Consider the following 25,887-nt stretch of genomic DNA (forward strand, 5'->3'; position numbering starts at 1 on the left):
CCATGTATGAGATGCCACAGAAAGTGCTGTTCAAACATTGCGACCCGGCGGGGATCGTCTTTTTCCCGCGCTATTTCGAGATGATGAACGACTGCGTCGAGGGCTGGTTCGCCGATGTTCTGGGCTGGCCGTTTGAGGACATGCATCAAACTGCGGGCGTGCCCACCGCCAATATCCAGACGCGGTTTTCTGCTCCCAGCCGCCATGGCGACCAACTGGTGCTGCGCCTTGTGGTCACGCGGATCGGGAAGACCTCGCTCGCCTATGAAATGACCGCAACCTGCGGCGAAGAGCTGCGTTTTGCGACAGAGACGACCTTGGTGCATATCAACGCGCAGGGACGCCCCGCGCCGTGGCCTGCATCAATTAGAACGAAAATTGAGAAAGACATGAAAGGGCAGACATGACCCATCAAACCATTCACCCCGAGGGTTGGGCTCCGGCCAAAGGCTATGCCAATGGCATGCTGACCCATGACGGCGTGCTGCATATTGGCGGCCAGATCGGCTGGGACGAGAACAAGGAATTTGTATCGGATGATTTCGTTGGCCAGATGCGGCAGGCGTTGAAAAACATTCGCGCCATTGTTGAGGCTGCCGGGGGTAAACCCGCGGATGTGACTCGGCTGACGTGGTTCGTGATCGACAAACAGGAGTATCTCGCCCATCAGGCCGAAGTGGGCGCTGCCTACCGTGACGTTTTTGGCAAGCATTTCCCGGCCATGTCGATGCTGATCGTTGCGGGGCTGGTAGAGGATCGCGCGCTGGTCGAGATTGAGGCCACCGCGCATATCAGCTGATCCCATCCTCAGGTGAACGGACCGAGACGATATCAAATGGGGCCCCGCGAGGATCATGTGATGATCCTGCGATGATACGGGGCCCCTTTTTGTTTACACGGCCAGTCTAGCGATCTGGTTCTATGACGAACGCGCTGATCAGATCTTCAGGATGGCATTGCCGACCAACGTACCCGCCTCAACCGCTTCATGCGCGGCGGCGATGTCCTCAAGGGCAAAGCTGCGATCAATGCGCGGGGCAAGCTGTCCAGCCGACAAAAGCGCGTTGATGTCGGCGACGGCCTCAGCCTTGGCCGCGTCGCTCATGGAATACACAAAGACCGGCTGTATCTGGATGTTGCGGAACGCCAGCGGATAGAAGGGCAGGGCGGGCGTCAGGTCACTGGCCGACGCATAGGCCCCGACCGAGCCATTGAGCTTTAGGATTTGCGGATAAATCTCCATATGTGCGGCAATATCCACATCAACCACATGATCGATGCCGCCTGCACCCAGCAACTGCGTCAACTGATCGGCCAAAGGCGCGTTTTTGTAGTTCAGCACCTCATCCGCGCCCGCGTCGCGCGCGATCTCGGCCTTGGCCTCAGAGGAAACGGTGGCGATCACCCGCGCGCCCTTGGCTTTGGCGATTTGAATGGCGCTGTGGCCGACCGCGCCGGCACCGCCGGTCACCAGTACAGTTTTGCCTGCGACTGCCCCGGCCCACATCAACGCGCGATGCGCGGTCATGGCAGGCACACCAATGCAGGCGCCCGCCTCAAAACTGGCCGCTTCCGGTAGCTCTACCGCCAGATGCGCGGGCACAATGGCGTATTGCGCAGCCGTACCCAGTGGCCCCTGACCCAAGCCGTCAACGGAGCGGTTCACATTATAGAGCCAGACGCGCTGGCCGATCCGCGCAGGGCCGACGCCGTCGCCAACCGCCTCGATGACACCTGCACCATCGTTATGGACCAAGACCTGTTCCGCAATCATTGGCCCCTGCGCGCCAGAGCGCAATTTCACATCAGATGGGTTCACCCCGGAGGCACGCATGGCGACCAAAACCTCTCCGGGACCGGGGGCAGGGGTGTCGGTTTCCTTCAGCACCAAAGTGTCCCGCGCGGTGCCGCGTGCGGTGTTGAAAACTGCTTTCATGCTCGCTCCTGTCGTCTGTTCAGTGGTTTCGCGGCGTATGAGCTCTGAAAAGCACGGTAAAGGCAAGCGCGTTCCCGGACAGCTTGCACTGGCATGAAAATACTGCATTAACCACGACATTAATCTCCGCCGCACATTAGGTTTTCCGAAAACAAATAGCCTTACTGTCAGAGCGATGTGGGAATGGTTGCGGTCGGGGAGACCAGTTTGATGAGCCTGAGACAGGCGCTTGTGTTTTTCGCGCTGATTTTGGCATTGCAGGTTGGTGTGTCCTTTCTGGGCTATCGCTACCTGACACTGGCGAGCGAATACCGCGCGCGAAACTTGGTGCATTTGGGACTGATGCATCGGTCGCTCGAAATTTTGCAACAAAACCCGGCGCTTGGTCAGGAACCCGCCCGCGAGCTGCACGGCATTCTGGAATATGCAAGTGAACAGGCGCGTTGGTGTATCAACAACCTCTCCGGCATTGAGCGTCAGGGCTTTCGGTTGCTGGGAGCCGCGCCGGCGTTTGAAATCTGCGAAAAAGGGCTCGCTGAGGCGATCCACACGGATGAGTTGCTGCTATCTATGATGCGAGGCGAGACCGCCACCACCGACGGATCAAGCAGCCCGTTTGCCCTCAACGTAAAGCTCACGGATGGTGTCAAGCGCCTGCAGGAATTGAGCCTTTCGTTTCGGCCGTATGTCGATCTGGTGGAGGAGCGCCTGGTGCGCGTGGTCAAAGGCGGCACCGCGCTGATCAGCCTCTGTCTGGTGATGTTCTTTGTGTTTCTCGCGCGTCAGTTGGCGCGGGCGTGGCATCTGCACAGCGATCAGGCGCGCCAGTTGAACCGGATGTCACAGCGCGTGACGGCTGCAATGGGGGCATCAAAAGATGGCTTTGCCATCTTTGACGAGGAAAACCGCCTGCTGACCTGTAACGATACGTACCGCGAACTCAGCCACAGCTGTCCTGATAAGGTGATCCCCGGTATGACCTTGCCGGAAATCCTCGCAGATGCAGTGGCTGCTGGGCATTATGCGCTCAACGGGATGTCGCCGCAGGACTACGTCAATAATTATAATCAGCGCGTCCTGAGCCATGATTATCGCACAGAAACCCAGCTGGAGCTTTCCGGCGACCGTCACATTATTTCTCGTGTCAACGAGACCGATTTTGGCGACAAGGTCGTCACACGGATTTGCATCACGGAATTGGTCCGCAATGAGCGCGAGCAACGCTGTGCGGCGGAGGCCCTGCAAGAAGCAAAAGATCGGCTGGAGCAGCAATCCCTCAGCGACCCGCTCACGCAGTTGCCAAACCGTCGTCATCTGGATCGTGAACTGGCACGCAGGCTGGAAACCGAGTCCGTGGCACTGGTGCGTATCGATCTGGATAGGTTCAAGAAAATCAATGACATCCTTGGGCATGAAGCCGGGGATTTTGTGCTCTGCCATGTCGCTGATGTGCTCCGCGCGCATACCAAGGCGGGTGATGTTCCTGCGCGAGTGGGCGGCGATGAATTTGTCGTTCTATGCCGGACTGGTACGACGCTGCGGCAGGCTGAAACGCTGGCGCAGCGGGTGCTGGAGGCCGTGCTGCAGCCGGTGGCATGGGGCAATAAACGCTGCAATTTCGGTGCCAGTTTTGGTGTGGCCCATGGGGAGCCGGGCACGATCAGCGCCAGTGAACTCTTGAGCAATGCCGATGCCGCGCTCTATCGCGCCAAAGCGTCGGGGCGCGCCGCCGTGGAAGTATTCACCCCAGAAATGCGGGCGCAGGCGCTGGAAGAGCGCGCCCTGTCGGACCGTTTACCCTATGCGATCGAGCAGGGTGAAATTACGCCATATTATCACACGCAACATGACGCCCGCAGTTGGCAATTGGCGGGGGTTGAGGTGCTCGCACGTTGGGAACATCCTGACCTTGGGGTGCTGACACCGGACAAATTCCTCGGCATCGCAAAGCAGCTGGGGCTTGAAGCAGAGTTGGACGGCTGCATTTTCGACACCGCAGTGGCGCAGATGAACAGCCTGCGGGCAGAGGGCATCCTTGTGCCGCGCGTGGCCTTTAATGTCAGCGCGCCACGCATCATGCAGCCCAGCTTTATCGAGAGCGTTCGCGCCCGCATCCCCGATCACCGTGAGAACTTCGCATTTGAAATTCTGGAATCTATTTCCTGCGAAGATGAGGGCGAAGCGCTTATTTTCTGTATTGATGCGTTAAAAGATATGGGTTTTCAGATCGACGTGGATGATTTTGGCTCGGGACATGCCTCAATCAATGGCGTTTTGAATATCGAACCTGATGCCTTGAAAATAGACAGAAATATTATTTTCCCACTTGGTAAAAGTGAACGTGCCGAGCGTATGGTCGCCTCGGTTGTGGATCTGGCGCATACATTGGATGTGAAGATCATTGCCGAAGGGGTCGATACTATCGAAAAAGCAAAAACTCTTGGCGAAATTGGCTGCGATATTCTGCAAGGGTTTTATTTCTCAAAGCCGCGTAGCTTTGAGGCGCTAAAGCAAAACCTGATGCGTCTGGATAGAGATTGGGCACGCGCCGAGAGTGAAGGGTAGGACTGTTCCTCAGACCTTCGGCCATCAGATCCCGTCGCGCGGCTAGGGTTCTATCGCTGCTGTCTGTAGCGCTGTGCGAGACGTCTGTTTGTCGTGCATCATACGCTCCACCTCCTCGATCGCGGTGCTGAGCCGACCTTCTTCTGCGGTGAGCAGATGCTCATCCTCATCACTGGCGCGGTCGCGCGCGCAATCATCCACATAGCGGCGCAGCAACTCGGTGTAGAACTTCAACTCGACGGTTTCATCCTCGATCTTGCGCAGACGTGAGCGCACCGATTCAGTTGCGCTGCGGTTTTCCAGAATACGGTCGAGATGCGTCGCGATATTTGCGAGAGGTGTACAAATGCTATCGAGGGCTTGCACAGCAGCGCGTTCGCGGTGAGGCAGCGGCATATGGTGACCAAACTCGTCCCGTCGAAACAGTCGCGACATCGCTCCGATGAAATAGGTGAACCGGACGGTGATGTGGCGTCCTCCATCCATCGCCTTGTTGACCAGCATGCGCATCCGCGCCACCACTGCGCCACCAAAGGACTGGATGACATCGGGATCGGTTAGCACCATCGGTGCATCAATCGCGCGGGCGATAAGGTTTTGAAGATAGTCAGCAAAATCCGGGTGAAAAACATCGGTAATACTGCGCCGTCCTGAAAAATGCAGAGTGTTTTTCAATTGGTCTGAATGTAGGGAAACCGCTGCAACGGTTTGATCTCTACCCCCTGCCGCTTCACGAATTTCAACGGTCAGCATATTGCTGGCGTATTCACTTACCTCATACACGGGGGTCACCATCAGATTTAAAAAGCGCGATATTAATACCCTAAAGGTTGCGTTTGTTAATACAAGACTGGACAGGTTGGAATAATCGTGCCGTTATTCCTTGCCGATGCTGGGTGTAATTAAATTAATGATGCTTTATTGGCAGCTTGGCTTGAGCCAATTGCTTTTTGTGAAACGCCCCCTCGCCATTATGAGCGAGGGCACGAATTTTCAGCACGACGCGTGTTTTTTGCCGTGCATGGCTGAGTCGCAGCGCGGGCCATGCTGCGCAACGCTCGGAAGGGAGAGGTTGGCGATTCGACGAGAGAGCTACCGCCTCAACCCTGCGCCTAGAGCACGGTCACGATGACGCCGATGATGTCTTGCGTGATCCCTTTGAAAATCGGCGTAAACGTAAGGGTTTTGGCCCCATTGTCATCATCGAACTCCAGTGTTTCACTTTCACGATGGCGGAAACACTCGGCCACTTTGGGCACCAGATGGGGCATCCCGTTCGCGTCCACGCAGGCGCTGACATGGGTGCCGCTCTGTGGCAACTCCGAGAGGCCAAAATAGCGGATCGCTGCGTCCGAGCCGTGCCGGATTTGCAAAGCGGGGTCGACCACCAATGTCGGATAGGGGGTCGCCTCAAGGATGGCGGCCAACTCAATAGAGAGCTGCTGCAACTCGGTGGAGTTGATCTGCATCTCTTCATTGACGGTGATCAGTTCTTCGTTGGTGGCCTGCAACTCCTCGTTGGAGGTCTCCAATTCCTCATTGGTGGCCTGCAGTTCCTCGTTGGTGGCCTGCATTTCCTCGTTGACCGATTGCAGCTCCTCGTTCGAGGTTTGCAGCTCTTCGATCGTTTGTTGCAATGCTTCGCGGGTCGAGGCGATTTCATCCTCGATTTGGCGCACATAGACCATCCGGTCGCGGTTGGTCATATCATCGGAGGTTAGATTGCGCGGCTGTGCCTCGCGCTTTTCGACCGAGAACAGGACGTGGTCCTCTCCGTCACCTTCCATCAACAGGGGGTAGCAGGTCAGCCGCAGTTGATCGAAATCGGCGCCCTTGATGTTGTACCAACGGCCAGAACGCACGGTTTGGCTGCGCAGGCACAGGGTGATGAGGCTGGCCGCTTCCGGGCGCAGATCGGATTTTAGGATCTTGGTCGAAAGCCTCAGCAAGGCGCTGTTTTCGTTCAGTTCGGTGACGTCGGAAATATCACCGATGATGCGAATGATGACATTGTCGCGGGTGGCGATAAATCCGTTTGGAGCCAAAACCCGGATCAGGGTCTCGAACATATCGAACGTCTGCGTGTTCGATGCGTTGCGTGTTTGTGTCTGCGTGCCGCGATGAAGGGTCGTAAGCGGCAGGAAATTCGCCGTTGCCTGCACGCTTTGGCGCAGCCCGCGTTTGGAATAGATCTTGTCGGGCAGGGACTGGGTTTCAAAATGCCCATGCATGGCCCCCACGGTCTCGGACGACCCAAGAAACAGCTTGCCGTTGGGCACCAAGGCATAGGCCATCCGCGACAGGACTTTTTCCTGCAGCGAGGAGCCAAAATAGATCAGCAGATTGCGCAGGCTGATCATATCCATATTGATGAAGGGCGGGTCCTGAATGATGTTGTGCCGGGAAAACAGCACCACCGCGCGCAGGTGTTTGTCGACTTCCAGCGTGTCGCCACTGATGTGCAGATAATCATCCACATAGTGGCGCGGCACGTCATTGGCAGCCGAGAGCGGGTAAACCCCGCGGCGCGCCACCTCCAGTGCTTGGGTGTCGATGTCGGTTGCAAATATCTGGATGCGCTCTTTGCGGATGGCTTCCAACCCGCCCATGGCCTCTGCAAAGAGAATGGCGAGGGAATAGGCTTCTTCGCCGGTGGCACTGCCTGCGACCCAAACCCGGAGCTGACGATCCTGATTTTCTTCGACCATGGTCTGGATGACCTTGGTCAGCTGGTTGAACTGGGATTGGTCGCGGAAAAAGCGCGTGACCGAGATCATCATGTCCTTATAGAGCGCATCCACCTCGGAGGCGTTCTCACGACAGAATTCTACGTAATCGTCATAGACGTCGATATCCTGCGCAACCATTCTGCGGGCAATGCGCCGGTTGATGGTGGTTTCCTTATATTCACGAAAGTCCACCCCGGTCCGCGCCAGAAGAATATGATAGAGATCGAGCAGCTTGCTGGGATTGCCGGTAAAGCTCTTGAGTTCTGCAAAATCGCGCGGACTTGCCAAAATCCCGGTGAGCTGCTGCCCGATCATATCCGGTGACATGGTCAGATCAATGCAACCGGTGTGAATGGCCGAAGACGGCATGCCCTCGTATTTTGCGGTGCCTGCTTCTTGCGCAATGGTCACGCCACCCGCTTCGCGAATGGCGCGGATGCCGTAGCTGCCATCGCTGCCAGTGCCAGACAGGACAATCCCCACGCAACGCTCGCCGCATTCATCCGCGAGGCTTTTGAACAGACGATCGGCGAGTGGTTTGGGCGTGCCGGGGTGGCCACTGGGTTCTCGCAGGCCAATTTTTCCGTTGTCCATGATGACATCGAAATTGGGCGGCGCGATGTAGATGGTGTCGGGCTGTGGGGTGAGGTCTTCGTTCTTCAGTTCGATGACCGGCAGTTCGGTCTCGCGCCCGATCAGCGACCACAACAGGCTCTTGTGCGTGGGCGACATATGCTGCGCCACCACATAGCTGGCATTGGCCTTGGCGGGGAGATTTTTCACCAGCGACGTGGTTGCTTCCAAGCCACCTGCCGATGCCGCTATTCCAATGATCACTGGCAGCTCTGCCTTGGCCATACGCCTCTCTCCTGAACTTGGCATTGCGAAGTAACGATGCCACGGGCTGACAGTATGACGCTGTCATGGGAATTGCTATCCGCTTTGGGGTCTTCTCAGGGTTGTTTCAGATTATTTAACGATATTCCAGAGTTGAGGCGTCATCGCCTGCGGACATATGCAGGCGATGACCCGGCATCTTTTAAGCTTAAAGCTTTTTCCTTGCGTCACTGGCGATGGCGCAATACCGTCTGGCCCATGCAGCCCTCCGAGAGGGCCGCCCGCATATTGCACGAGAGGTCCATCATGAGCGATTCAGCCTATAATCCCGGACAAGAGGGGGCAAAGATGGGCTTTGCCGATGCGATGTCTTATGGCGATTACCTGCATCTGGATGCGCTTCTGGATCAGCAGCATTGCAAGAGCGATGCTCATGACGAAATGCTCTTTATCATCCAGCATCAGACCAGTGAATTGTGGATGAAGCTTGCGCTGCATGAACTGCAGGCCGCCCGCACCGCCCTGCAACAGGGCCAGACCGCGGAGATGTTCAAGATGCTCGCCCGTGTGAGCCGGATCTTTGAACAGTTGAACAGCGCCTGGGACGTTTTGCGCACCATGACCCCGGCGGATTACACCCGCTTTCGCGAGGCTTTGGGGCCATCCTCGGGCTTCCAGTCCCATCAATACCGGCTGATTGAATATGTGTTGGGCAATCGCAACCCAAACATGCTGCGCCCGCATGAACATGTGCCAGAGGTCCACGCGATGTTGAGCGCAGAACTGGCCCGCCCCAGTTTCTATGATGAGGTAAATCGCTACCTGTTCCAGACCGTGGATGGCCACACCGATCATCTGCCAGCGCCGGTGCTGGATGCACCGCATGCCCTGGATGACGATATTCAGGCGCGCTGGCTCAAAGTATATAATGACATCGACACCTATTGGACGCTCTACGAGCTGGCCGAAAAGCTGGTAGACCTTGAGGACTATTTCCGCCGCTGGCGTTTCAACCACGTCACCACGGTCGAACGTGTGATCGGTTTTAAACGCGGCACCGGCGGCACGTCTGGCGTGCAATATCTGCGCCGCATGCTGAGCGTTGAGCTCTTCCCCGAACTCTGGACCCTGAGAGGCGATCTCTGACATGACCAACCTGCCCAAAAAACACCTCTTCGACATCCCAGAGGGCATGATCTACCTCGACGGAAACTCACTCGGCCCCCTGCCCAGGGGCGCGGCGGAGCGGGCTGTCAAAACCCTCACGCAGGAATGGGGCACTCAGCTCATCAAGGCGTGGAATACAGCTGACTGGATGGCCCTGCCGCAAAAAGTGGGCGACCGGATTGCAGGCTTTATCGGGGCTGCACCGGGCAGCGTGGCGACAGGCGATACGCTCTCGATCAAAGTCTTTCAGGCTCTTGCGGCGGCGCTGAAAATGCGCCCGGAACGCCGGGTGATCCTGTCGGATACCGGCAACTTCCCGACCGATCTCTATATGGCGCAGGGGCTGATTTCGACCATCGGCAAGGATTATGAGCTGCGCACCGTCGCCCCCGAAGAGGTCGCCGATGCGATCACCGACGATGTGGCTGTGGTGATGCTGACGGAGGTGGATTATCGGTCCGGTCGCCGCCACGACATGGTGGATATCACGGCGCGAGCGCATCAAAACGGTGCGGTGATGATCTGGGATCTGGCCCATAGCGCGGGCGCTTTGCCGGTGGATCTGACGGCCTGTAATGCAGAGTTCGCGGTGGGCTGTACCTACAAGTATTTCAACGGCGGTCCCGGCGCGCCTGCCTTTATCTATGCCCGCCCCGACATCGTGCTGGAGGTGGAGCCTGCGCTCTCGGGCTGGCTTGGTCATGACGCACCCTTTGCGATGGAACCCGACTACCGTCCCGCCATGACCACCGAGCGCCTGCGCGTTGGCACGCCTCCCATTGTGCAACTGTCGATTCTCGACACCGCATTGGATGTCTGGGAGGGGGTCTCCATGGAGGAAATCCGTGGCGCGTCTGTGGCGCTTTGCGAGACATTTATCGCAGAAGTCGAAGCCCGTTGCCCGGATCTGACCCTTGCCTCCCCGCGCGATGCAGATGTGCGCGGCTCGCAAGTGTCCTTTGCTTTTGCGGACGGCTACGCGGTGGTGCAGGCGCTGATTGATCGTGGCGTGATCGGTGATTTCCGCGCGCCCAACATCATGCGCTTTGGTTTTACGCCGCTCTATCTGGATCAGGCGGATGTCGTGCGCGCCGCAGAGATCCTTGAGGACGTGATGAAAAGCGAGAGCTGGAAAGACCCCAAATACCAAGTGCGCTCGCGGGTGACTTAAATTCGGCGCGCGCCCGGCTGCGGTCTCGACGAGGGGCAGCCGGGTAGCTCAGGGTATCGCTAATGGGGCTGTTGCAGTCGCCGCGAGTCCTAACCGATAATCGACCTAACGCCGCCGAAGCCGCTTTTCAGCAGCATGTCATACCCTACCCAGATGGACTAACCGCTAACGGATGGACCAAATTTCATCCAAAGGGAAAATGCAATAAAGCCAGTCCCAAATAGGAACCACTCCATCTTTACTGACAATACAGAGTTATAATTCATGAAGCGGCAGGGTTCCCGATATTTGCTTCGATCTTCAGCCTTAATTTTATGCCAAGCACATATTTCAAAAGAGAATTTTAGAGTGTAGGCCGCAACAATAATGGCGAAAGAACCGGAACAAGCAGATGGATCGCGGCTATCGTAGCGCCTGCCAACAGCAAGGAAGGCCCAACGACAGAAACATTTACCCAGTAGGAAACTCTAGTCTGTTCGTTTTCACCCATTTGCCTGCCCTTTCATATCAAGAGTATCAGCAAACCTTTGCCTTTTGAACATAGTGAGATCCGGCGCCACGCCCAACGGGAGCCCACCCGAGCCGATGTTATGCAGCGCCGGTGATAAGGGCAGCCAGTGGTCAGCCTAAGCGTTCCAGTAGGTAGATATCCATAATCCAGCCATGTTCCGCGCGGGCACGGGCGCGGGTCGCGAGGATCTCTTCCTGAACCTCAGACAACCGCCCCGCGATATTGATCTCATTGGCCATACCCGCATAGGCGGACCAGTGGATCGTCACGTGTTCGGGGGCCGCAATGCTCTGAAAGGAACATTCGCCATCCAGCATAATCACCAGCGTGTCGCAGCTCATAGGCCAGCCCGTATCACGCAGGCGGCGACCGGTGGTGATCTGCACCGGTGCGCCGATGTGATTGAGCGGTACGCCATGCGCCGCCGTCAGCGCTTGAATTGAGGTGATGCCGGGGATCACTCGCATCTGCATTTCCATCCGCGTCTTCAGGCGCTCGGCGATACGCATGGTGCTGTCATAGAGCGAGGGATCGCCCCAGACCAGAAACCCTGCCTGCCCGCCCTCGGGCAGATATGCCGCCAGCGTAGCCTGCCAGACCTCCGCGATAGCATCGTGCCAGTTGTCCACGCGCTGGCGATAATCTGCTGTGGCCGGATCGCGCACGGGCAGGTCAAACTCAACAATCTTGGGCGGATGCGCCACGCCGGTCAGCACCTCTGCACAGATTGCTTGCCTCAGGCCTGCAAGGTCGTCTTTGCCAGCGCCCTTATGGGGGATCAGGATCAGATCCTGCGCGCGGATCGCCTCTACCGCCTCCAGCGTCAGATGCTTGGGGTTGCCGGTGCCGATCCCGATCAGGCAAAGCTGGAGCATGGGCGCTCTCCGTTCGTTCTAGTGGTCTGACCGCAATGGGGGCCTCTGGGAGAGAGGTCAAGAGGGCAGGGTTACTGACCGCCGACCCAGAGTGTCGCCTCGACCGGGACGCCATCGACCGCGATCATGCCGTGGCTGTTGGAGTTGAGCGAGACTTTGACCTCCGCGCCGCCTTCGGGGAGGGCAGGGATATGCATCCATGCGCCATAGAGCCGCGCGAATTTCTCATCGTTTACATAGACATGGGCGTGGCCCTCGCCGGGCTGATCCGCGCCTGAGGCATGTTCTGGAGCGAAACGGAAATTTTGCGTTTCCACCTGCAAGTTCCAACCTGACATCGCATCGGGCGTTACGCTGATTTCGACCCTTGGGGGGGCGTCACCCGCGGGGGTGTTCACCATGGCTGAATGATCGTGCGCCATCATCCCGGTGGTGCCGCCATGATGCGCGGGATTACTATGGTCGTGACCTTCAAAGACCACACCATTTCCGGCAGCGGTGACAAAACCGATACCACCCCCAAAAACAAGGCCAATGGCAAAAAGCGCAAGCGAACGGGACATGTGATCTCAATATGTTAGAGGGGCTTTCGTAAGAACAGCGAAGGGGCCGCCCTGTGTTAACCCCGCCGCCCGATACCTGTTGCAGCGGCGGGGGCAGAAAGGCGTCAGCTTATGCGGTGGCCTCTGCGTGTGCGGTCTCAGACTGCCAGAAATAGGCACAGAACGCGCCAAGCAAGACCCATGCCGCCATGCCAATCCCAAAGGCACGTGCCGCAAAAAGCGCCCCAATTTCAGTGGGCACCGGACCGGTAAAGCTATCAGGCTCTGGCGCGCCAATCACATGCGGAGCCACCAGCAACAATGCGGCGATCACATAAGCCACCAGATTGCCACCAAAGGCGATCAGCCACATGGCAACCCCTGCACTGGCGACGGTTGCGACCCACCAGACCTGCCGTGCGCCCACATCTGCGGCAGCGACGCCGGGTACTTCTGGCGCCAGTGTCAGACCGGGAGCGAAGTGAAACGTGACAAAGCCCGCAAGCCCCCAGATGATCCCATGCCGGGCGGTGATCTCATGGCCCTGCCGCTCGGCCTGAGACATCAAGGCCACCATCACCAGTGCATAGCCAGTGTAGGTCAGCATGGTGAACAGAATGCTGAGCAGATTGCGCATCGGCTCATCAAACAGGCCGGGCAAATCGGGATGGGCGGAAACGGCCTCACCGCCGAAATGCACCAGCTCGCCGGATTCATATAGCTCGGCATGCAACAGCACAGGTTGCACGAAGAAAAGCTGCAGAAGGGCGGCAATCAGCCCCGCTGCAGCACCAGCGAACAGCGCGCTGGTCAGGATGCGTCCAAACATCTGCTTAGTGGCAGGGGAAGCCGGTGGCGTGGCGCACGTCATGCGCCGCATCATGCAGGGTCGAGGCCTGCACATGGCCCGTCACGGTGATGATCCCCAGCCCCAGAACCACGGCGAAGAGCACCGGGATGATGCTGCCGGCAGAGGCGGTCGATTTGATCGTTTTGGTCGTCATTATTCGTCCTCCGTACCGTCACACCCGACGGCACATTAACTGTCCTCGTTTGATACGGCCGGTCTCCTGACTTGCGGGTCGCGGCGATCATTCTCCTTCCCGGCGCGGGGCCAGTGGATGCTGAATGTCGCTCTCCGCTCACAGTCGCGGGGGCGGTTGAGGCTCGGGCGCCGCGATTGGGTCCGCCGTTCCTCATTCCCGTTTCAGTCCCGGCGCTGTGCGCTCTGGGACACCGTATAGCGGTGATATTGCGGTGTCGGGGTCTGATCGGTCAAGCATGAAACCGCCTTTGCGGCGCGCGTTCCCGTCATCTAGCCCTGCGATTGAGTGGGTGGCGTTGCGGTCTGGCTTGAGGCCGCAGGGATGCGTGCGATCGCCTTGAAACGCAGATCGCCCAGTGGGCGCGCATCGCTCACCGTGCCGTCGGCGCTGGCGGCATAGAGCCGCAAAAAGGTGATGATATCTGGCAGGTCCGCCGTGGTGATCTCGCCAAAGAGATAAGCGGTCTTGCCGCTCTGGCGCACGGCGAGGGTCTGCGGACGGGCACAGCCTGACATGCAATCGACCTCTTGCACCTCCGCCGCAAGCCCCGCCGCGCGCAGCGCCGCCGCCAGTTGGTCGGGCAGCGTAGGGTCTGCGTCGCGGCAGGTACGGCAGAGCGAGATCATGGGCTGTGTCATGCCGGGGCGGGGGCGTCTTCTTCTGCCAGTGGCCCATATAGGATCAGTACCGGCGCAGGCGATGTGATCGCCTCCAACAGCTCGGGCAGGGTGGCCACCGTCACCCGGTGCAGCTCTTGCGCGGGCGTCGAGACCCCAAGCGCCACCAGCGCAGGCGTGTCCTGCGGCAGGCCGGCCTCCAGCAGCAGGGACAGCAGCGCCGCAAAGGTGCGCTTGCCCATATAGACCACGGTGGTTGCCTCAGGGTCGGCAAGGGCCGCAAGGTTCATGTGATCGGGCAGGCCTCCGGTCACGTCATGGCCGGTGATGAACTGCAACCGGCGCGCGGTCAGCCGCCGGGTCAGCGGGATGCCAGCGGCGGCGGCGGCGGCAGAGGCTGCGGTGACGCCGGGGATGATCTCATACTTGATGCCAGCAGCGCGCAGTGCGATCATCTCTTCCTCAAGGCGGCCAAAGACGCCGGAATCCCCGGATTTCAACCGCACCACATGGGCACCGGATTGGGCATAATCCACCAGAAGCTGGCTCACGTGGTCCTGCTTGGGCGAGGGGCGACCTGCGCGTTTGCCCACGCCCACCAGATCCGCATCCTCCCGCGCATGCGACAGGATCGGGCCGGAGGACAGGTCGTCAAACAACACCGCATCCGCCGCCTCCAGACGTTTCACGGCCTTTACCGTCAGCAGATCAGGATCACCCGGCCCGGAGGAGACAAAGCTGACAAATCCGCTCATGCGTGCTCTCCGGTGATCAGGTGGAAAAAGGTGCCGGTGACATGACCCTTGATCGATCCGGTTTCGGGGACCGGATTGCCGTCAGCGTCCATGACACGCGCCAGCGGTGCGTCGGGCTCATCCAGAATGGTCGAGTAATGGAACTCATGCCCGCGCAAATAAGCACCGCTGTCAAAGCCCGGCATCGGCGCTTGCAACTCCGCACGGCGATAGCCGAGGTGGAATTTGCGCTTCTCATACGATGTGACAAGCCCGAGGAGCCCCGCCATCTGGTGCCGGGTGCCTTCTTTGTCGATCAGGGCCTCGCCCAGCGCCATATAGCCGCCGCACTCGCCATGAACGGGTTTGGTCTCAGCATGTCTTGCCATGCCTTTGCGCCAGTTTTCGGCAGCGGCAAGTGTGGCACCATGCAACTCCGGATAGCCGCCGGGCAGCCAGACCAGATCGGCGTCGGTGGCGGGGGCTTCATCCTTCAGGGGCGAAAACGGCAGGATCTCGGCCCCGGCGGCACGCCAGCCTTCCAACAGATGTGGGTAGGTAAAGGAAAACGCGGCATCGCGCGCCAATGCGATGCGCTGCGCAGGCGGGTGAGGCAGGGCGCGCGGCGCGGGCGCGGCAGCGGTGCTGGCCGCTGCACGGATCGCGTCGAGATCGACGTTTTCGCGCAAAAAGGCGGCATAGCCCGCAATCGCGGCCTCAAGGTCGGGATGCTCCACCGCCTGAATGAGGCCAAGGTGGCGTTCGGGCAGAGTCAGATCACCGCGCCGGGGCAGCGAGCCAAGCACCTTAACGCCTGCGCGCTCCATCCCGAGCCGGGTGAGCCGCTCGTGCCGGGGGCTGGCCACCCGGTTCAGGATCACGCCCGCAAAGGGCAGGTCGGGGTTGTACATTTTGAACCCCAGCGCGGTGGCGGCGGCGGATTGTGCCTGACCGCCCACATCGATCACCAGCACCACCGGCCAGCCCATCCTGAGCGCGGTCTCTGCCGAGGAGCCAAAGCCCGACTGGCCGCGCGTGGCGACCCCGTCAAAGAGGCCCATCGACCCCTCGCCGACGCAGATATCAGCGCCTTGGGCCTGGGTGGTCACGGCATCGAGCAGCGCGCTGTCCATCGCCCAGGTATCAAGGTTGAAGGACGCTCGTCCGGCGGCCGCAAAGTGAAACGCCGGGTCGATATAATCCGGCCCGCTCTTGAAGGGCTGCACGGTCAGACCATCGTCCTTGAGCGCGCGCAGCAGGCCCAGCATGACGGTGGTCTTGCCGGTGCCGGAGGAGGGCGCGGAGATCATCAGGCCTTTGGGGAAGTGGGTCATATGTGCCAATCCTCATTCGCTCGTGTCGCTTGCGCCCCCAGCCAGGCTCGGGCGCTGACCTTGGTGTGCCACATCGCGCGATCAATCATCCCCTTCGCTCCATTCCGACCAAGGGCTGTCGGCACTTTGCGGGCGATAGCGGCGGTCATAATCCGCGCCATAAAGGCAGCTTTCGGCGAAGTCTTCCGCGCCCAGGGCATGGCCCACGAGGATCAGCGCGGTGCGTCCGCGCGCGCCCTCGGTCGCCTCGATAATGGACCCAAGCGTTGCCTTGACGATCTTTTGATCCGGCCAACTGGCGCGCCAGACGATGGCCACCGGGCATTCTGCGCCATAGGCGGGCGTGAGCCGTGCCACCACATCGTCCAGCACATGCACCGAAAGATGGATCGCCAGCGTTGCGCCGGTGGCGGCGAAATTCTCCAGCGACTCGCCTTCGGGCATCGCCGAGGCACGCCCCGACGTGCGCGTGAGCACCAGCGATTGCGCAACGCCGGGCAGGGTGAGTTCGGTCCCCAGCGCCGCCGCACCAGCCGCAAAGGCAGGCACACCGGGGGTGATGTCATAAGCAATATTCAGATCGCGCAGGCGGCGCAGCTGTTCGCCCATGGCGGACCAGACCGACAGATCCCCGGAATGAAGCCGGGCGATATCATGTCCGGCGGCGTGGGCACTGGCGATCTCTGCCATGATCTCATCCAGCGACAGCGGCGCGGTGTTGATGATCCTGGCCCCCTCGGGGCAATGGCTGAGCAGCGCTTCGGGCACCAGAGAGCCAGCATAAAGGCACACCGGGCAGGCCGCGATCAGGTCGCGCCCGCGCAGGGTAATCAGGTCGGCGGCACCCGGTCCGGCACCAATGAAATGAACGGTCATCTCTCTATCATCTCCGCAAGCGCCACGGTGGCAAGCCCGTCCGTGGTCACACATCGTCTCTGGATCAGCCGCGCGCCTGCGCCCGCTGCCACAAGGGCGCAGGCTTCGGCCACCGATCCGGTGTTGAACCGCGCATGAATACGCGGCGAAAGGGTGGGGGTCGCGACCCCGGCGATCTGGTCCTCATCAAGGGTCTCGACCATGAGGTTTTGGGCCAGCGCAAAGGCGCGAAACACGGGGCTGTCGGCCTTGGCACGCAGGGTGACCACCCGATCCGGGCGCGTTTGCAGCGCATTGTAAGCCTCCGCAAGGCTTGCCTCGGTGGCGCGGTTGGAAAAGCCAAAGCCTGCGACCATCATCGGGTGACGCTCCATTGGATCACGGGGCGGGCACGTTCCCAGCCGCGCATGGTGCCCAAAGGCCCAGCTTCGGCGATTTCCACCTTGAGCAAATGACCGCCATGGCTGGCATGAGCCTGCATCAGCAAGATTTCTGTCTCCAGCGTCACACCATTGGCAACAAGGCGCGTGCCTGCGGGCAGGATCTGCCAGAGGTGGGCAATGAGGGCCTGCGACCCTCCGCCGCCGATAAATACGCAATCGGGCGGGGGGTGGCCCTCCAGCACCTCCGGCGCGCGGCCTTCACTGGCTGTCAGGCGATGCGAAAGGCCAAAAGCCTCGGCATTGCGGCGAATGTTCTCGAGCCGATCCGGGCGGGCCTCAAATGTGGTTGCCGTGGCCCCTTGGGCCGCAAGGCACCATTCCACCGAGACAGACCCCGATCCGCCGCCAATATCCCACAGATGTTCGCCCACACGCGGGGCAAGGGCCGAGAGCGTCAGCGCACGGATGGGGCGTTTGGTGATCTGCCCGTCACTGGCAAAGAGTGCATCCTCAAGGCCGGACGCCTGCGGCAGGCCCGTGCCTGATGCCGTGAGTGCTGCCACCACGGGGGCGTCAATGTCGGTGAAGTCAAACCCTTGGGCGGTGGTCGTGCGGATGCGTTCTCGTGGTCCGCGAAGGCGCTCCAGCACGGTGATCTCGCTGGCGCTAAAGTCGATTTCGCATAGATAGGCAGCCAGTTCCGCCGCCGCCGCGCCATCGCGCAGGGTGCAGATCGCTTGGGTGCCACGGCCCAAAATCGGGCGCAGGCGCGCGAAGGGCGCGGCATGCAGACCCAGGCAGAGCGTGTCCTCCAGCTTCCACCCTAGCGCATTGGCGGCCAGCGCAAAGCAGGAGTGCGCCGGATGGGACGTCCACTCGCAGCGGTCCAGATCGCGCAGCAGGCTGCCGCCTGCGCCGTGCCAGAAGGGATCGCCCGACGCCAAAACCACCGTCGCGCGACCGCGTGCGGCCAGCACCGGTGCGGTGGAAAAGGGTACGGGCCAGGCCTGCCCGCGCGCGCCTGCATCGACCAGATCCAGATGACGCGGCCCGCCGATGATGATTTCTGCGGCCCGAAGGGCTGCACGGCTTGCATCCGACAGGCCTTCGGGGCCATTTTCCCCCAGCCCGATCAGGGTCAGCCACGGGCGCGCACCGCCCTTTGTCAAAGGATCAGACATGACCAAGCTCCTGCTTCTGGGCGGCACCACCGAAGCCTCGCATCTGGCGGCGCATTTGGCGCAAGCCTGGGTTTCGGACGATCCGGTGGCCGGGCGTCAGGCGGTGTTCTCCTACGCAGGCCGCACCGCGCGCCCGGCACAGCAGCCGTTGCCCTGCCGTATCGGCGGGTTTGGGGGCGTGTCTGGATTGGTCGACTATCTCAGCCGCGAGGGGATCACCCATGTGGTCGATGCCACCCATCCCTTTGCCGCGCAGATGAGCACCAACGCGGTGCGGGCCTGCGCTGAGGCTGGGGTGAGGCTGGTGGCCTTTGAGCGCCCCGCATGGCAGCCGCAGTCGGGCGATCACTGGGTCCATGTGGCGGATATGGCAGGTGCCGTTGCCGCCCTGCCGGAGGCGCGCGCGCGGGTGTTTCTGGCCATCGGCAAGCAACATGTGGCGGAGTTCGCGGCAAAGCCCAAAAACCACTATCTGCTGCGGCTGGTGGATGCGCCGGAGGCACCGTTGTCTTTGCCCGATGCCAGCGTGGTTGTGGCGCGGGGACCGTTTGAAGCGACCGGTGATGAGGCCCTGATGCGCCAGCACAAGGTCACGCATATCGTGGCCAAAAACGCCGGTGGCGCGGGTGCCGAGGCCAAGCTGAGTGCCGCGCGCGCTCTCTCCTTGCCGGTCGTGATGATCGACCGACCCAAGGTGCCCGCACACCCGGTGCTGGGCACTGTCGCTGAGGTGATGCGCTGGCTGGAGCACGGCGCTTAGGTGTCCTTGCCGGTCGGGGTCTGCCCGGGTTGATGACCGGGCGCAAAGCGCGGCGTGTAGACATAAGGCCCCACGCGTCGCGTGTCGCGATTGCCAACGATCACCACGGTACGCATGTCTGCCATCTCTGGCCGGGCATCCTTGAGCGGTACGGTGAGGATCTCCTGCCCCGGTTTGGTGACATCACGGGCGAAGGTAATGAGGGTTTCCGCGCCACAGGCCGCGCGCAGCACGTCCAGAGCGCGGGCAAACTGATGCGGGCGGGATTTGGAGCGCGGGTTGTAAAAGGCCATCGCCAGACCTGCCTCACCCACGAGTTGCAACCGGCGTTCGATCAGCTCCCACGGTTTCAGATTGTCGCTGAGGTTGATCGCCGCAAAATCATGCCCCAGCGGCGCGCCGATCGCCGCTGCGGCCGCCAGCATGGCGGTGATGCCGGGCAGCACACGGATCTCCAGGTCGAGCCACGCGGGCTGCGCCTTGGACCCGTCTTCCAGTGCTTCAAACACCGCCGATGCCATGGCAAAAACCCCCGGATCGCCGGAGGAGACCACGACCACGCGTTTGCCCTCTGCTGCCATCTGCAGGGCTTGTGTGGCGCGGTCCACCTCAACCCGGTTGTCGCTGGCATGGAGCGTCAGCCCCGCGCGCGGCGCGATGCGCTCCACGTAAGGGATATAGCCAACCACGTCTGTGGCTTCGGCCAGAACTTCCTGCACCTCGGGGATCACCATGCGTTCGTCACCGGGGCCAAGCCCCGCGATCACCACCCAGCCTTTTTGCGCATCCCTCATGGGCGACGTCCTTGCCCGTGCAAGAGCACGATGGAGAAATAGGGCACGTCGCCGGTGATCTCGGTGAGCTTTTGCACCGTCTGGCTTGGCATGGTGCCGCGCTCCACCAGCCATGCGTCCTGAAGACGGCCTGCAGCCTCAAGCGCGCGGCGCAGCTTGGGCAGGTTGCGGCCGATTTTCATGACCACCAGCGCGTCCGTTTCCCGGATCCGTTTGGTTAGTTCTTCTTCCGAGAGGGTTGCCATCGCGACCGTCAGAACATCATCGCCCCAGGTGATCGGCTGGCCGGTGGCGGTCCAGCAGCCGGACATGCCGGTGATGCCGGGGATGATTTCCACCTCCGCGCGGCCTTCAAGGCGGGTGTGCAGATGCATGAATGACCCATAAAGGAAGGGATCGCCCTCGCAGAGCACCACCACCGTGTCCGTCGCCGCAATCTCGGCCAATGTGTCGGCCCATTGGTCATAAAACGCGGCCAATTGGCGGTTATACTCGGGGTCGGAGAAATGGATCTCGGTGGTGACAGGATATTCCATCGGGTATTCGGTGACGCCCTCGGGCAGGATGCCTTCGACGATGGCGCGGGCCTGCCCTGCGCGGCCTGCCTTGCGGAAATAGGCCACATGGGTCGCGCCTTGCAGCGCGCGCCAGCTTTTAACGCTCATCAGGTCCGGATCGCCGGGGCCGAGGCCTGCGCAGATGACTTTGCCGAGTTTGGGCGCGTTCATGGTCATTCTTTCCATGAGGCCAGCGCATTCACTGCGGCAACCGTGATGGCAGAGCCCCCAAGGCGGCCTTTGACGATCATCGCGGGCACCGGCAGATCCTCCATCAACGCCTCCTTGGATTCGCGTGCGCCGACAAAGCCCACGGGGCAGCCGATGATTGCGGCAGGGCGCGGACAGGCGGGGTCTTTGAGCATGTTCAGCAGATGAAACAGCGCGGTGGGGGCATTGCCAATCGCGACCACGGCCCCGTCGAGTTTCGGACGCCAGAGTTCCAGCGCGGCCGCCGAGCGAGTGTTGCCCATCTCGCGGGCCATTTCCGGCACTTTGGGGTCACGCAGGGTGCAGATCACCTCATTGTCGGCAGGCAGGCGCGGGCGGGTGATCCCTTCGGAGACCATATAGGCATCGCACAGGATCGGCGCGCCATTCGCCAGCGCCGCGCGGGCGGTTTCGGCCATCCTGTCTGAGAATTGCACATGTTCCTCCAGCCCCACCATGCCCGCGGCGTGGATCATGCGCACGGCCACCACCTCCTCGTCTTTGGTGAAGCGGGCGAGGTTGGCCTCGTTGCGGATGGTGGCAAAGCTCTCGGCATAGATCTTGGCGCCATCGGTCTCATAGGTGTGCAGCATGTCAGGTGTCTTTCGTCAGGAGGTGCGGCGCAGCGCGCAGGGTGCGCGCAGAGAGATCAGAACGCAAGGGGCGGTCGTTTGCGCGGCCATTGCGAATGAGGTCAAAGCGGTCTGTGCCGGTGGCGGTCAAGGTCACATCGGCAGGTTTGGGATGGGCGCAGCCCTTGGCGCAGCCCGAGACGTGCAGGGTGGAGCCCTCCGGCAGATGCGGGGCGAGGTTGCGGGCCAATGCCCGGGTTTCAGAGAGCGCCTGCAGGCACCCGGGCGCGCCAGTGCACGCGCTCACCCGCAGGCGCGGATCCGTTGCACTGAGGATCAGGCCGGGCAGGGGCGCGAGGTCTTGAGCGTTCTCAATCAACAGCATCCGCCAGGGGGTGAGGCGCAGGGGGCCGAGATCGGCAAGCGCGGCGAAGGTCTCGGCGCTGATCTGGCCAAACTCCAGCGCAACCAATGCGCCGCTGCGGGTCTGGCCGGGCGCGGGCCGCGAAGCGCCCATTGCGACATCTGCGGCATGCCGCGCGGGGGCTGCGCGGTGCGCGAGCAGGGCGTGCATCCTGCCCCGACCCTCCGACGCGCCGCCTTGGTCAAGGAACCAGCGCGCGAGGGTCAGTGCCTCGGCTGCGGCTTGGTCTTTGCACACCTCCAGCGCCACATCGGCACCGTCAGCGCGCAAGGTCAGCCTGTCGCCTGCACCCTCGATGCGGATATCGGCAGCGGTGCCTTGCAATATGGGGGCCGGACCTGCGTCCACGGCAAAGCCGAACTTGCCGGGCAGGGGCAAGTCCTCGGCCAGTGCGAGGCCCTCTGTCAACGCCAGGGCGATATGGTGGCTGCGGTCTCCTGCAGCCCAGAAGGGCGTCATGAGGATATTGCGGCGTGCCTCGGCATGGGCGTCCTGTTCCACCAGCCCGAGATCCTGAAGCGCTGCGATCAGGGCGGGATGGCTGTCCTCGCGGACGCCGCGCAGTTGCAGGTTCGCCCGCGCCGAGAGATCAAGTACGCCATTGCCGTAGCGCGTGGAGAGATCCGCGACGGCCTTGGCCTGCTCAGATGTGAGCCGCCCCAGTGGCGCGCGGATGCGCACCACCAGACCGTCGCCGGACATCATCGGCCTCAGCGCGCCGGGGCACCAGCCATAGACCTTGGGGGCGGTGCTCATGCCGCGCCCTCAAGTCTGGCAAGGATCGAATTGCGCCGCGTTACCCAAAGCTCTGCGTCGCGCAGAGCGTTGAACCGATCCCGCATAGCTTGAAGGGCGGCGGGGTTTTCACGCTCCAGAAATGCCACCAGATCGTCGCGCCCCAGTGTGGCCTCGAAATAAAGGTCAAACAAATGCGCGGGCACCACCTGGGCCAGATGTGCAAAGGCTGCCATGTGATCAAGCGTTGCCGCAATCTCTGCCGCGCCGCGAAAGCCGTGGTTCATCATTGAGGTCGCCCAATGCGGGTCAGAGGCACGGGCGCGGGTGACGCGGGCGATTTCCTCCTGCAGGCTGCGCGCCTGCGGGCGGTCCAGACGGGTGGCGTCCATGTGATAAAGCGCCGGAGCCTCAGCGCCCAGACGCTTCATCGCGGCGGCAAAGCCTGCTTCATGGGCGGCGTAATCTGAGGCGACCAGAACATCCGTTTCCGCCAGATCCTGCAGATGCACAAAACTGTCGGCGCTGTGCAGCCGATCTTCAAGCGCGGCGCGCGCCTCGTGGATGTCCCCTTTTGCGTCAATCGCATGCGACGAGGCCGCAAGCCAGGCCTCGCCCGCTGCCGCGCGGGCCTCTTCGGAGTAGTCATCAAGATGCTGGGTCATGCCAAGGCCGTATAGTCCGGGCTTGGGGCCAAAGACGCGTGGTGTGGTCTTGAGGTAGGGGTTGTCGCCTGAGTCCTCATCGCGGGCGCTCAACGCGGCAGCGGCGGCCTCGAACATTTGGGCAAGGCCGGGAAACACGTCGCGAAACAGGCCGGAGACCCGAAGCGTCACGTCGATGCGCGGACGGCCCAAAAGGGCCAGCGGGATGATCTCAAAGCCCGAAACCCGCTCTGATCCTGCGTCCCATTGTGGGGCAAGACCCGCAAGATGCAGCGCCATGGCAAATTCCTCGCCCGCCGTGCGCATGGTGGCAGAGCCCCAGAGGTCCACCACCAAACCCTTCGGCCAGTCGCCATGGTCCTGCAGGTGGCGGCGCAGCAGCTCTTCCGCCAGCTTGACCCCTTGCGCCTGCGCCGCCCGCGACGGCACCGCGCGGGGATCGGTGGTAAAGAGGTTGCGCCCCGTGGGCATCACATCCGAGCGCCCCCGGTAGGGCGAGCCAGACGGGCCGGGGGAGACCAGCTTGCCCGCCAGCGCGTCCAGCACCCCGCGCAGCTCTGCCGCGCCGTGATCGCCCTGACCAAAGATATGCAAACCTTCGCCGTATTGGCTTTCCTTGATGTCGCAGACAAAGCGGTCGATGCGGGTGATGGCCTCTGCCGCCGAGGCGTCGGCGGGGATGCCCAGGTCGTCTTCGACGCCGGTGCCCTGTGCCTCGGCACGGATGTCGGCGATCAGCCGGTCACGGCGCGCAGGATCAAGCCCGTCGGCTGTGGAATATTCATCCAGAAGGCTTTCCAGGCGGGTCATCCCGTCGAGCAGCGTGGTCTGTGCCAAAGGTGGCGGCATGTGGCCCAACGTGATGGCACCGATGCGACGCTTGGCCTGCGCGGCCTCGCCCGGATCATTGACGATAAACGGATAGATGACCGGCAGATCCCCCGCCAGCACCTCGGGCCAGCACTGCCCCGAGAGTGCCACCGCCTTGCCCGGCAGCCACTCCAGCGTGCCATGGGCACCCACATGCACCAGCACATCCGTTTGCCTTTGGAGCCAGAGATAGAAGGCGACGTAGCCATGGCGCGGCGTGCGGTCGAGGTCGTGATAGTCGTCATCGCGGGATTGCACGTCACCGCGTTCGGGTTGCAGCGCGACCAGTGCCTTACCCGCACGCAGCGCGCGAAAGTGCACGAGGCCGTCCCTGATCGCGGGGTCTTGCACGGGCGCGCCCCAAGCCGCGGTGAGATCCGCGCGCAAGCTGGCGGGCAGGTGGGCGAGTGCTGCGAGATAGTCCGAGAGCGGCCATGTCAGCGTTTCATCCGAGAGCCGCGCGCCAAGGTCTGCCTCGGCGGTGACGTCATAGCCCTCGGTCGCAAGGGCGCGCAAAATCTCAGACGTTGAGGCCAGCGCGTCCAGCCCCACCGCGTGAGCGAGGTTGTAATCGCGCCCCGGATAGGTCGAGAGCACCAGCGCAAGGCGTTTGTCGGCAGGTGTTTGGCGGGCGAGCCGTAGATGCGCCTCGATGCGATCCAGCGCCGCCTCAACTCGCTCCGGATCGGCGCGGTGGGTGAAACGGGAATATTCCAGATCGGGATCGCGTTTGGTGGGGGATTTGAAGCTGACAACACCGGCAAACAGCCGACCGTCCACCTCTGGCAGGACCACATGCATGGCCAGATCCGCAGGCGACAAGCCGCGATCCGCCAGATCCCAATCCTTGCGCCGGGCCGTGGACAGCGCCACCTGAAACACCGGACAGCCCGTGAGGCTCAGGGGAGAGGCGCTGCCATCGCGTCCCTGCGCGGAAAAGGCGGTCGCGTTGATGAGTGCGGCGGGGCTCAGGGCGGGCAGTTCTGCGCGCAGCCAGTCGACCGCGTCGGGGACCTTGAGGCTCGGCGCGAAGACCCCATAGGCGGCATACCCGCGCGCGCGCAGGCTATGGATTATTGCATCCACAGGGGCGGTGTCGGCAGACGTCAGATAAGAGCGATAGAAACTGACCAGCACCAAGGGCTTGTCGATCTCGGGCAGGGCATCCAGCGCGCCCCGGTCGGGGTCGTAGAACCCGAAATCCGGCACGGTTTTCTTGCCGATCACCGGGCTGGCATAAAGGCCAGAGGCCAGCGCCAGTTGCGCCAGTGCCGCCTGCGCGGCGACAGCACCGCCCGCATCGCACAGCGCCTGAAGGCGGCGCAGGGTGGAAACCGGCAGGGTGGACAGCTCATCAAGGCGCGGATCTTCCTGACCGTCGGCGGGCAGGATCGCCAGCGCAATGCCCTTGCGCCGTGCCAGATCCTGAAGCGTGGCCAAACCATAGGACCAATAGCTCTCGCCACCGATCAGCCGGACCAAGACACCCTTTGCGCCCTCTAAGGTCTGTTCGGCGTAGACATCGACCGAGAGCGGGTGTTTGAGCGCCACCAGATTGGCAAGCCGAGTGGAGGGGAGTTTGCCGTCCGCGCGATGCCAGCCCGCCGCGAATGCGCCGAGATCGCTGTCGGAAAAGGACAGCACCACCAGATCGCCGGGGGTCTGCCCGACGTCATAGGGGGTGTCTGTTTCTCCGAGCCCGTGGCTTTCGCGGAAGACGACGTGCATGAGGTTGGTCCGCTTCGTTCAAATCGGAGAGGGCAGCGTCTGACCCCGGGTGGGTGCGAAGCGCCCTC

General features: G+C 61.7%; 24 protein-coding genes and 1 riboswitch. Of the genes, 6 read left to right on the forward strand and 18 right to left on the reverse strand.

Translation table 11 applies throughout. The features are described from left to right. The first annotated feature begins 2 nt into the window (after positions 1-2). Together K529_RS02700 and K529_RS02705 are read left to right on the forward strand one after the other, a co-directional pair. The gene (locus K529_RS02700) at positions 3-407 is read left to right on the forward strand and encodes an acyl-CoA thioesterase (protein ID WP_005668934.1); all 405 of its coding nucleotides are present in this window, start codon (positions 3-5) and stop codon (positions 405-407) included. Next, a complete protein-coding gene (locus tag K529_RS02705) occupies positions 404-799 on the forward strand; it encodes a RidA family protein (protein WP_005668931.1) in 396 nt (131 codons plus the stop codon). The genes K529_RS02700 and K529_RS02705 overlap by 4 nt, the downstream gene beginning before the upstream one ends. A 138-nt stretch (positions 800-937) precedes the next feature. Here the strand turns inward: K529_RS02705 and K529_RS02710 are convergent, their stop codons facing one another. Then, positions 938-1,936, reverse strand: coding sequence for an NADPH:quinone reductase (locus K529_RS02710; RefSeq protein WP_046002383.1), 999 nt, complete (start codon positions 1,934-1,936; stop codon positions 938-940). A gap of 210 nt (positions 1,937-2,146) precedes the next feature. Between K529_RS02710 and K529_RS02715 the strand changes: the two genes are divergently transcribed. After that, positions 2,147-4,501, forward strand: a complete 2,355-nt coding sequence (locus K529_RS02715) for a putative bifunctional diguanylate cyclase/phosphodiesterase (RefSeq protein ID WP_046002457.1) — start codon at positions 2,147-2,149, stop codon at positions 4,499-4,501. A gap of 42 nt (positions 4,502-4,543) precedes the next feature. Here K529_RS02715 and K529_RS02720 read toward each other — a convergent pair whose 3' ends face one another. Together K529_RS02720 and K529_RS02725 are read right to left on the reverse strand one after the other, a co-directional pair. Continuing rightward, a complete protein-coding gene (locus K529_RS02720) occupies positions 4,544-5,284 on the reverse strand; it encodes a hypothetical protein (protein WP_227512282.1) in 741 nt (246 codons plus the stop codon). A gap of 329 nt (positions 5,285-5,613) precedes the next feature. After that, entirely contained in the window at positions 5,614-8,088 is a 2,475-nt protein-coding gene (locus K529_RS02725; RefSeq protein ID WP_005625650.1) for a CheR family methyltransferase, read from the reverse strand. A 285-nt stretch (positions 8,089-8,373) separates the two neighbouring features. Between K529_RS02725 and K529_RS02730 the strand changes: the two genes are divergently transcribed. Together K529_RS02730 and kynU are read left to right on the forward strand one after the other, a co-directional pair. Next, a complete protein-coding gene (locus K529_RS02730; RefSeq protein WP_005625654.1) occupies positions 8,374-9,213 on the forward strand; it encodes a tryptophan 2,3-dioxygenase in 840 nt (279 codons plus the stop codon). 1 nt (position 9,214) lies between these two features. Beyond that, positions 9,215-10,405, forward strand: a complete 1,191-nt coding sequence (gene kynU, locus K529_RS02735; protein WP_005625657.1) for a kynureninase — start codon at positions 9,215-9,217, stop codon at positions 10,403-10,405. A 621-nt stretch (positions 10,406-11,026) separates the two neighbouring features. On the opposite strand, the gene cobF is transcribed toward kynU, so the two are convergent. The 10 genes from cobF to K529_RS02780 form a co-directional block, all read right to left on the reverse strand. Further along, positions 11,027-11,791 carry a precorrin-6A synthase (deacetylating) gene (gene cobF, locus K529_RS02740; protein WP_005625660.1) on the reverse strand — a complete coding sequence of 255 codons (765 nt, stop codon included), beginning with the start codon at positions 11,789-11,791 and terminating at the stop codon, positions 11,027-11,029. 71 nt (positions 11,792-11,862) lie between these two features. Beyond that, positions 11,863-12,354 (reverse strand): hypothetical protein, encoded by a 492-nt coding sequence (locus tag K529_RS02745; RefSeq protein WP_005625662.1) that lies wholly within the window; start codon positions 12,352-12,354, stop codon positions 11,863-11,865. Positions 12,355-12,463: 109 nt separating this feature from the next. Further along, the gene (locus tag K529_RS02750; RefSeq protein WP_005625664.1) at positions 12,464-13,162 is read right to left on the reverse strand and encodes a CbtA family protein; all 699 of its coding nucleotides are present in this window, start codon (positions 13,160-13,162) and stop codon (positions 12,464-12,466) included. 4 nt (positions 13,163-13,166) lie between these two features. Further along, a complete protein-coding gene (locus K529_RS22990) occupies positions 13,167-13,337 on the reverse strand; it encodes a CbtB domain-containing protein (protein WP_005625666.1) in 171 nt (56 codons plus the stop codon). 39 nt (positions 13,338-13,376) lie between these two features. Then, a riboswitch (cobalamin riboswitch) is annotated at positions 13,377-13,587 on the reverse strand. 61 nt (positions 13,588-13,648) lie between these two features. Continuing rightward, complete coding sequence (locus tag K529_RS02755; RefSeq protein ID WP_052699538.1) at positions 13,649-14,017, reverse strand: DUF1636 family protein; 369 nt, start codon at positions 14,015-14,017, stop codon at positions 13,649-13,651. Continuing rightward, positions 14,014-14,751 (reverse strand): uroporphyrinogen-III C-methyltransferase, encoded by a 738-nt coding sequence (gene cobA, locus K529_RS02760; protein ID WP_009176318.1) that lies wholly within the window; start codon positions 14,749-14,751, stop codon positions 14,014-14,016. Before cobA ends, K529_RS02755 begins: the two co-directional genes overlap by 4 nt. Continuing rightward, positions 14,748-16,064 carry a cobyrinate a,c-diamide synthase gene (locus tag K529_RS02765; RefSeq protein WP_110590709.1) on the reverse strand — a complete coding sequence of 439 codons (1,317 nt, stop codon included), beginning with the start codon at positions 16,062-16,064 and terminating at the stop codon, positions 14,748-14,750. Before K529_RS02765 ends, cobA begins: the two co-directional genes overlap by 4 nt. Before the next feature lie 81 nt (positions 16,065-16,145). Beyond that, positions 16,146-16,940, reverse strand: coding sequence for a precorrin-4 C(11)-methyltransferase (gene cobM, locus K529_RS02770; protein ID WP_046002386.1), 795 nt, complete (start codon positions 16,938-16,940; stop codon positions 16,146-16,148). Then, positions 16,937-17,299, reverse strand: a complete 363-nt coding sequence (locus K529_RS02775; protein ID WP_046002387.1) for a cobalamin biosynthesis protein — start codon at positions 17,297-17,299, stop codon at positions 16,937-16,939. Before K529_RS02775 ends, cobM begins: the two co-directional genes overlap by 4 nt. Then, on the reverse strand, positions 17,296-18,504 hold the full coding sequence (locus tag K529_RS02780) for a bifunctional cobalt-precorrin-7 (C(5))-methyltransferase/cobalt-precorrin-6B (C(15))-methyltransferase (protein ID WP_046002388.1): 1,209 nt from the start codon (positions 18,502-18,504) through the stop codon (positions 17,296-17,298). Before K529_RS02780 ends, K529_RS02775 begins: the two co-directional genes overlap by 4 nt. Here K529_RS02780 and K529_RS02785 point away from each other — a divergent pair. Beyond that, positions 18,503-19,264, forward strand: a complete 762-nt coding sequence (locus tag K529_RS02785; protein WP_046002389.1) for a cobalt-precorrin-6A reductase — start codon at positions 18,503-18,505, stop codon at positions 19,262-19,264. The two genes, K529_RS02780 and K529_RS02785, sit on opposite strands and share 2 nt — an antisense overlap. Here K529_RS02785 and cobJ read toward each other — a convergent pair. The 5 genes from cobJ to cobN are packed head-to-tail and all read right to left on the reverse strand — an operon-like array spanning position 19,261 to position 25,819. Continuing rightward, a complete protein-coding gene (gene cobJ, locus K529_RS02790) occupies positions 19,261-20,058 on the reverse strand; it encodes a precorrin-3B C(17)-methyltransferase (protein WP_046002390.1) in 798 nt (265 codons plus the stop codon). The genes K529_RS02785 and cobJ overlap by 4 nt on opposite strands. Further along, positions 20,055-20,792 carry a precorrin-2 C(20)-methyltransferase gene (locus K529_RS02795; protein ID WP_040642261.1) on the reverse strand — a complete coding sequence of 246 codons (738 nt, stop codon included), beginning with the start codon at positions 20,790-20,792 and terminating at the stop codon, positions 20,055-20,057. The genes cobJ and K529_RS02795 overlap by 4 nt, the downstream gene beginning before the upstream one ends. Beyond that, entirely contained in the window at positions 20,789-21,418 is a 630-nt protein-coding gene (locus K529_RS02800; protein WP_046002391.1) for a precorrin-8X methylmutase, read from the reverse strand. Before K529_RS02800 ends, K529_RS02795 begins: the two co-directional genes overlap by 4 nt. 1 nt (position 21,419) lies before the next feature. Further along, positions 21,420-22,577, reverse strand: a complete 1,158-nt coding sequence (cobG, locus tag K529_RS02805; RefSeq protein ID WP_046002392.1) for a precorrin-3B synthase — start codon at positions 22,575-22,577, stop codon at positions 21,420-21,422. Next, positions 22,574-25,819 carry a cobaltochelatase subunit CobN gene (gene cobN, locus K529_RS02810; RefSeq protein WP_046002393.1) on the reverse strand — a complete coding sequence of 1,082 codons (3,246 nt, stop codon included), beginning with the start codon at positions 25,817-25,819 and terminating at the stop codon, positions 22,574-22,576. Before cobN ends, cobG begins: the two co-directional genes overlap by 4 nt. Positions 25,820-25,887: the final 68 nt, after the last annotated feature.

The organism is Tritonibacter mobilis F1926 (assembly GCF_000376545.2).
GTDB lineage: Bacteria > Pseudomonadota > Alphaproteobacteria > Rhodobacterales > Rhodobacteraceae > Epibacterium > Epibacterium mobile.

Coding starts and splice junctions, on each gene's coding strand:
- K529_RS02750 (WP_005625664.1), bottom strand. CDS start 13,162: ATGTTTGGACGCATCCTGACCAGCGCGCTGTTCGCTGGTGCTGCAGCG.
- K529_RS02710 (WP_046002383.1), bottom strand. CDS start 1,936: ATGAAAGCAGTTTTCAACACCGCACGCGGCACCGCGCGGGACACTTTG.
- cobA (WP_009176318.1), bottom strand. CDS start 14,751: ATGAGCGGATTTGTCAGCTTTGTCTCCTCCGGGCCGGGTGATCCTGAT.
- K529_RS02700 (WP_005668934.1), top strand. CDS start 3: ATGTATGAGATGCCACAGAAAGTGCTGTTCAAACATTGCGACCCGGCG.
- K529_RS22990 (WP_005625666.1), bottom strand. CDS start 13,337: ATGACGACCAAAACGATCAAATCGACCGCCTCTGCCGGCAGCATCATC.
- cobG (WP_046002392.1), bottom strand. CDS start 22,577: ATGAGCACCGCCCCCAAGGTCTATGGCTGGTGCCCCGGCGCGCTGAGG.
- cobF (WP_005625660.1), bottom strand. CDS start 11,791: ATGCTCCAGCTTTGCCTGATCGGGATCGGCACCGGCAACCCCAAGCAT.
- K529_RS02785 (WP_046002389.1), top strand. CDS start 18,503: ATGACCAAGCTCCTGCTTCTGGGCGGCACCACCGAAGCCTCGCATCTG.
- K529_RS02780 (WP_046002388.1), bottom strand. CDS start 18,504: ATGTCTGATCCTTTGACAAAGGGCGGTGCGCGCCCGTGGCTGACCCTG.
- K529_RS02765 (WP_110590709.1), bottom strand. CDS start 16,064: ATGACCCACTTCCCCAAAGGCCTGATGATCTCCGCGCCCTCCTCCGGC.
- cobJ (WP_046002390.1), bottom strand. CDS start 20,058: ATGAGGGATGCGCAAAAAGGCTGGGTGGTGATCGCGGGGCTTGGCCCC.
- K529_RS02725 (WP_005625650.1), bottom strand. CDS start 8,088: ATGGCCAAGGCAGAGCTGCCAGTGATCATTGGAATAGCGGCATCGGCA.
- K529_RS02755 (WP_052699538.1), bottom strand. CDS start 14,017: ATGACACAGCCCATGATCTCGCTCTGCCGTACCTGCCGCGACGCAGAC.
- cobN (WP_046002393.1), bottom strand. CDS start 25,819: ATGCACGTCGTCTTCCGCGAAAGCCACGGGCTCGGAGAAACAGACACC.
- kynU (WP_005625657.1), top strand. CDS start 9,215: ATGACCAACCTGCCCAAAAAACACCTCTTCGACATCCCAGAGGGCATG.
- K529_RS02730 (WP_005625654.1), top strand. CDS start 8,374: ATGAGCGATTCAGCCTATAATCCCGGACAAGAGGGGGCAAAGATGGGC.
- K529_RS02800 (WP_046002391.1), bottom strand. CDS start 21,418: ATGCTGCACACCTATGAGACCGATGGCGCCAAGATCTATGCCGAGAGC.
- K529_RS02775 (WP_046002387.1), bottom strand. CDS start 17,299: ATGATGGTCGCAGGCTTTGGCTTTTCCAACCGCGCCACCGAGGCAAGC.
- K529_RS02715 (WP_046002457.1), top strand. CDS start 2,147: ATGAGCCTGAGACAGGCGCTTGTGTTTTTCGCGCTGATTTTGGCATTG.
- K529_RS02705 (WP_005668931.1), top strand. CDS start 404: ATGACCCATCAAACCATTCACCCCGAGGGTTGGGCTCCGGCCAAAGGC.
- K529_RS02795 (WP_040642261.1), bottom strand. CDS start 20,792: ATGACCATGAACGCGCCCAAACTCGGCAAAGTCATCTGCGCAGGCCTC.
- cobM (WP_046002386.1), bottom strand. CDS start 16,940: ATGACCGTTCATTTCATTGGTGCCGGACCGGGTGCCGCCGACCTGATT.
- K529_RS02745 (WP_005625662.1), bottom strand. CDS start 12,354: ATGTCCCGTTCGCTTGCGCTTTTTGCCATTGGCCTTGTTTTTGGGGGT.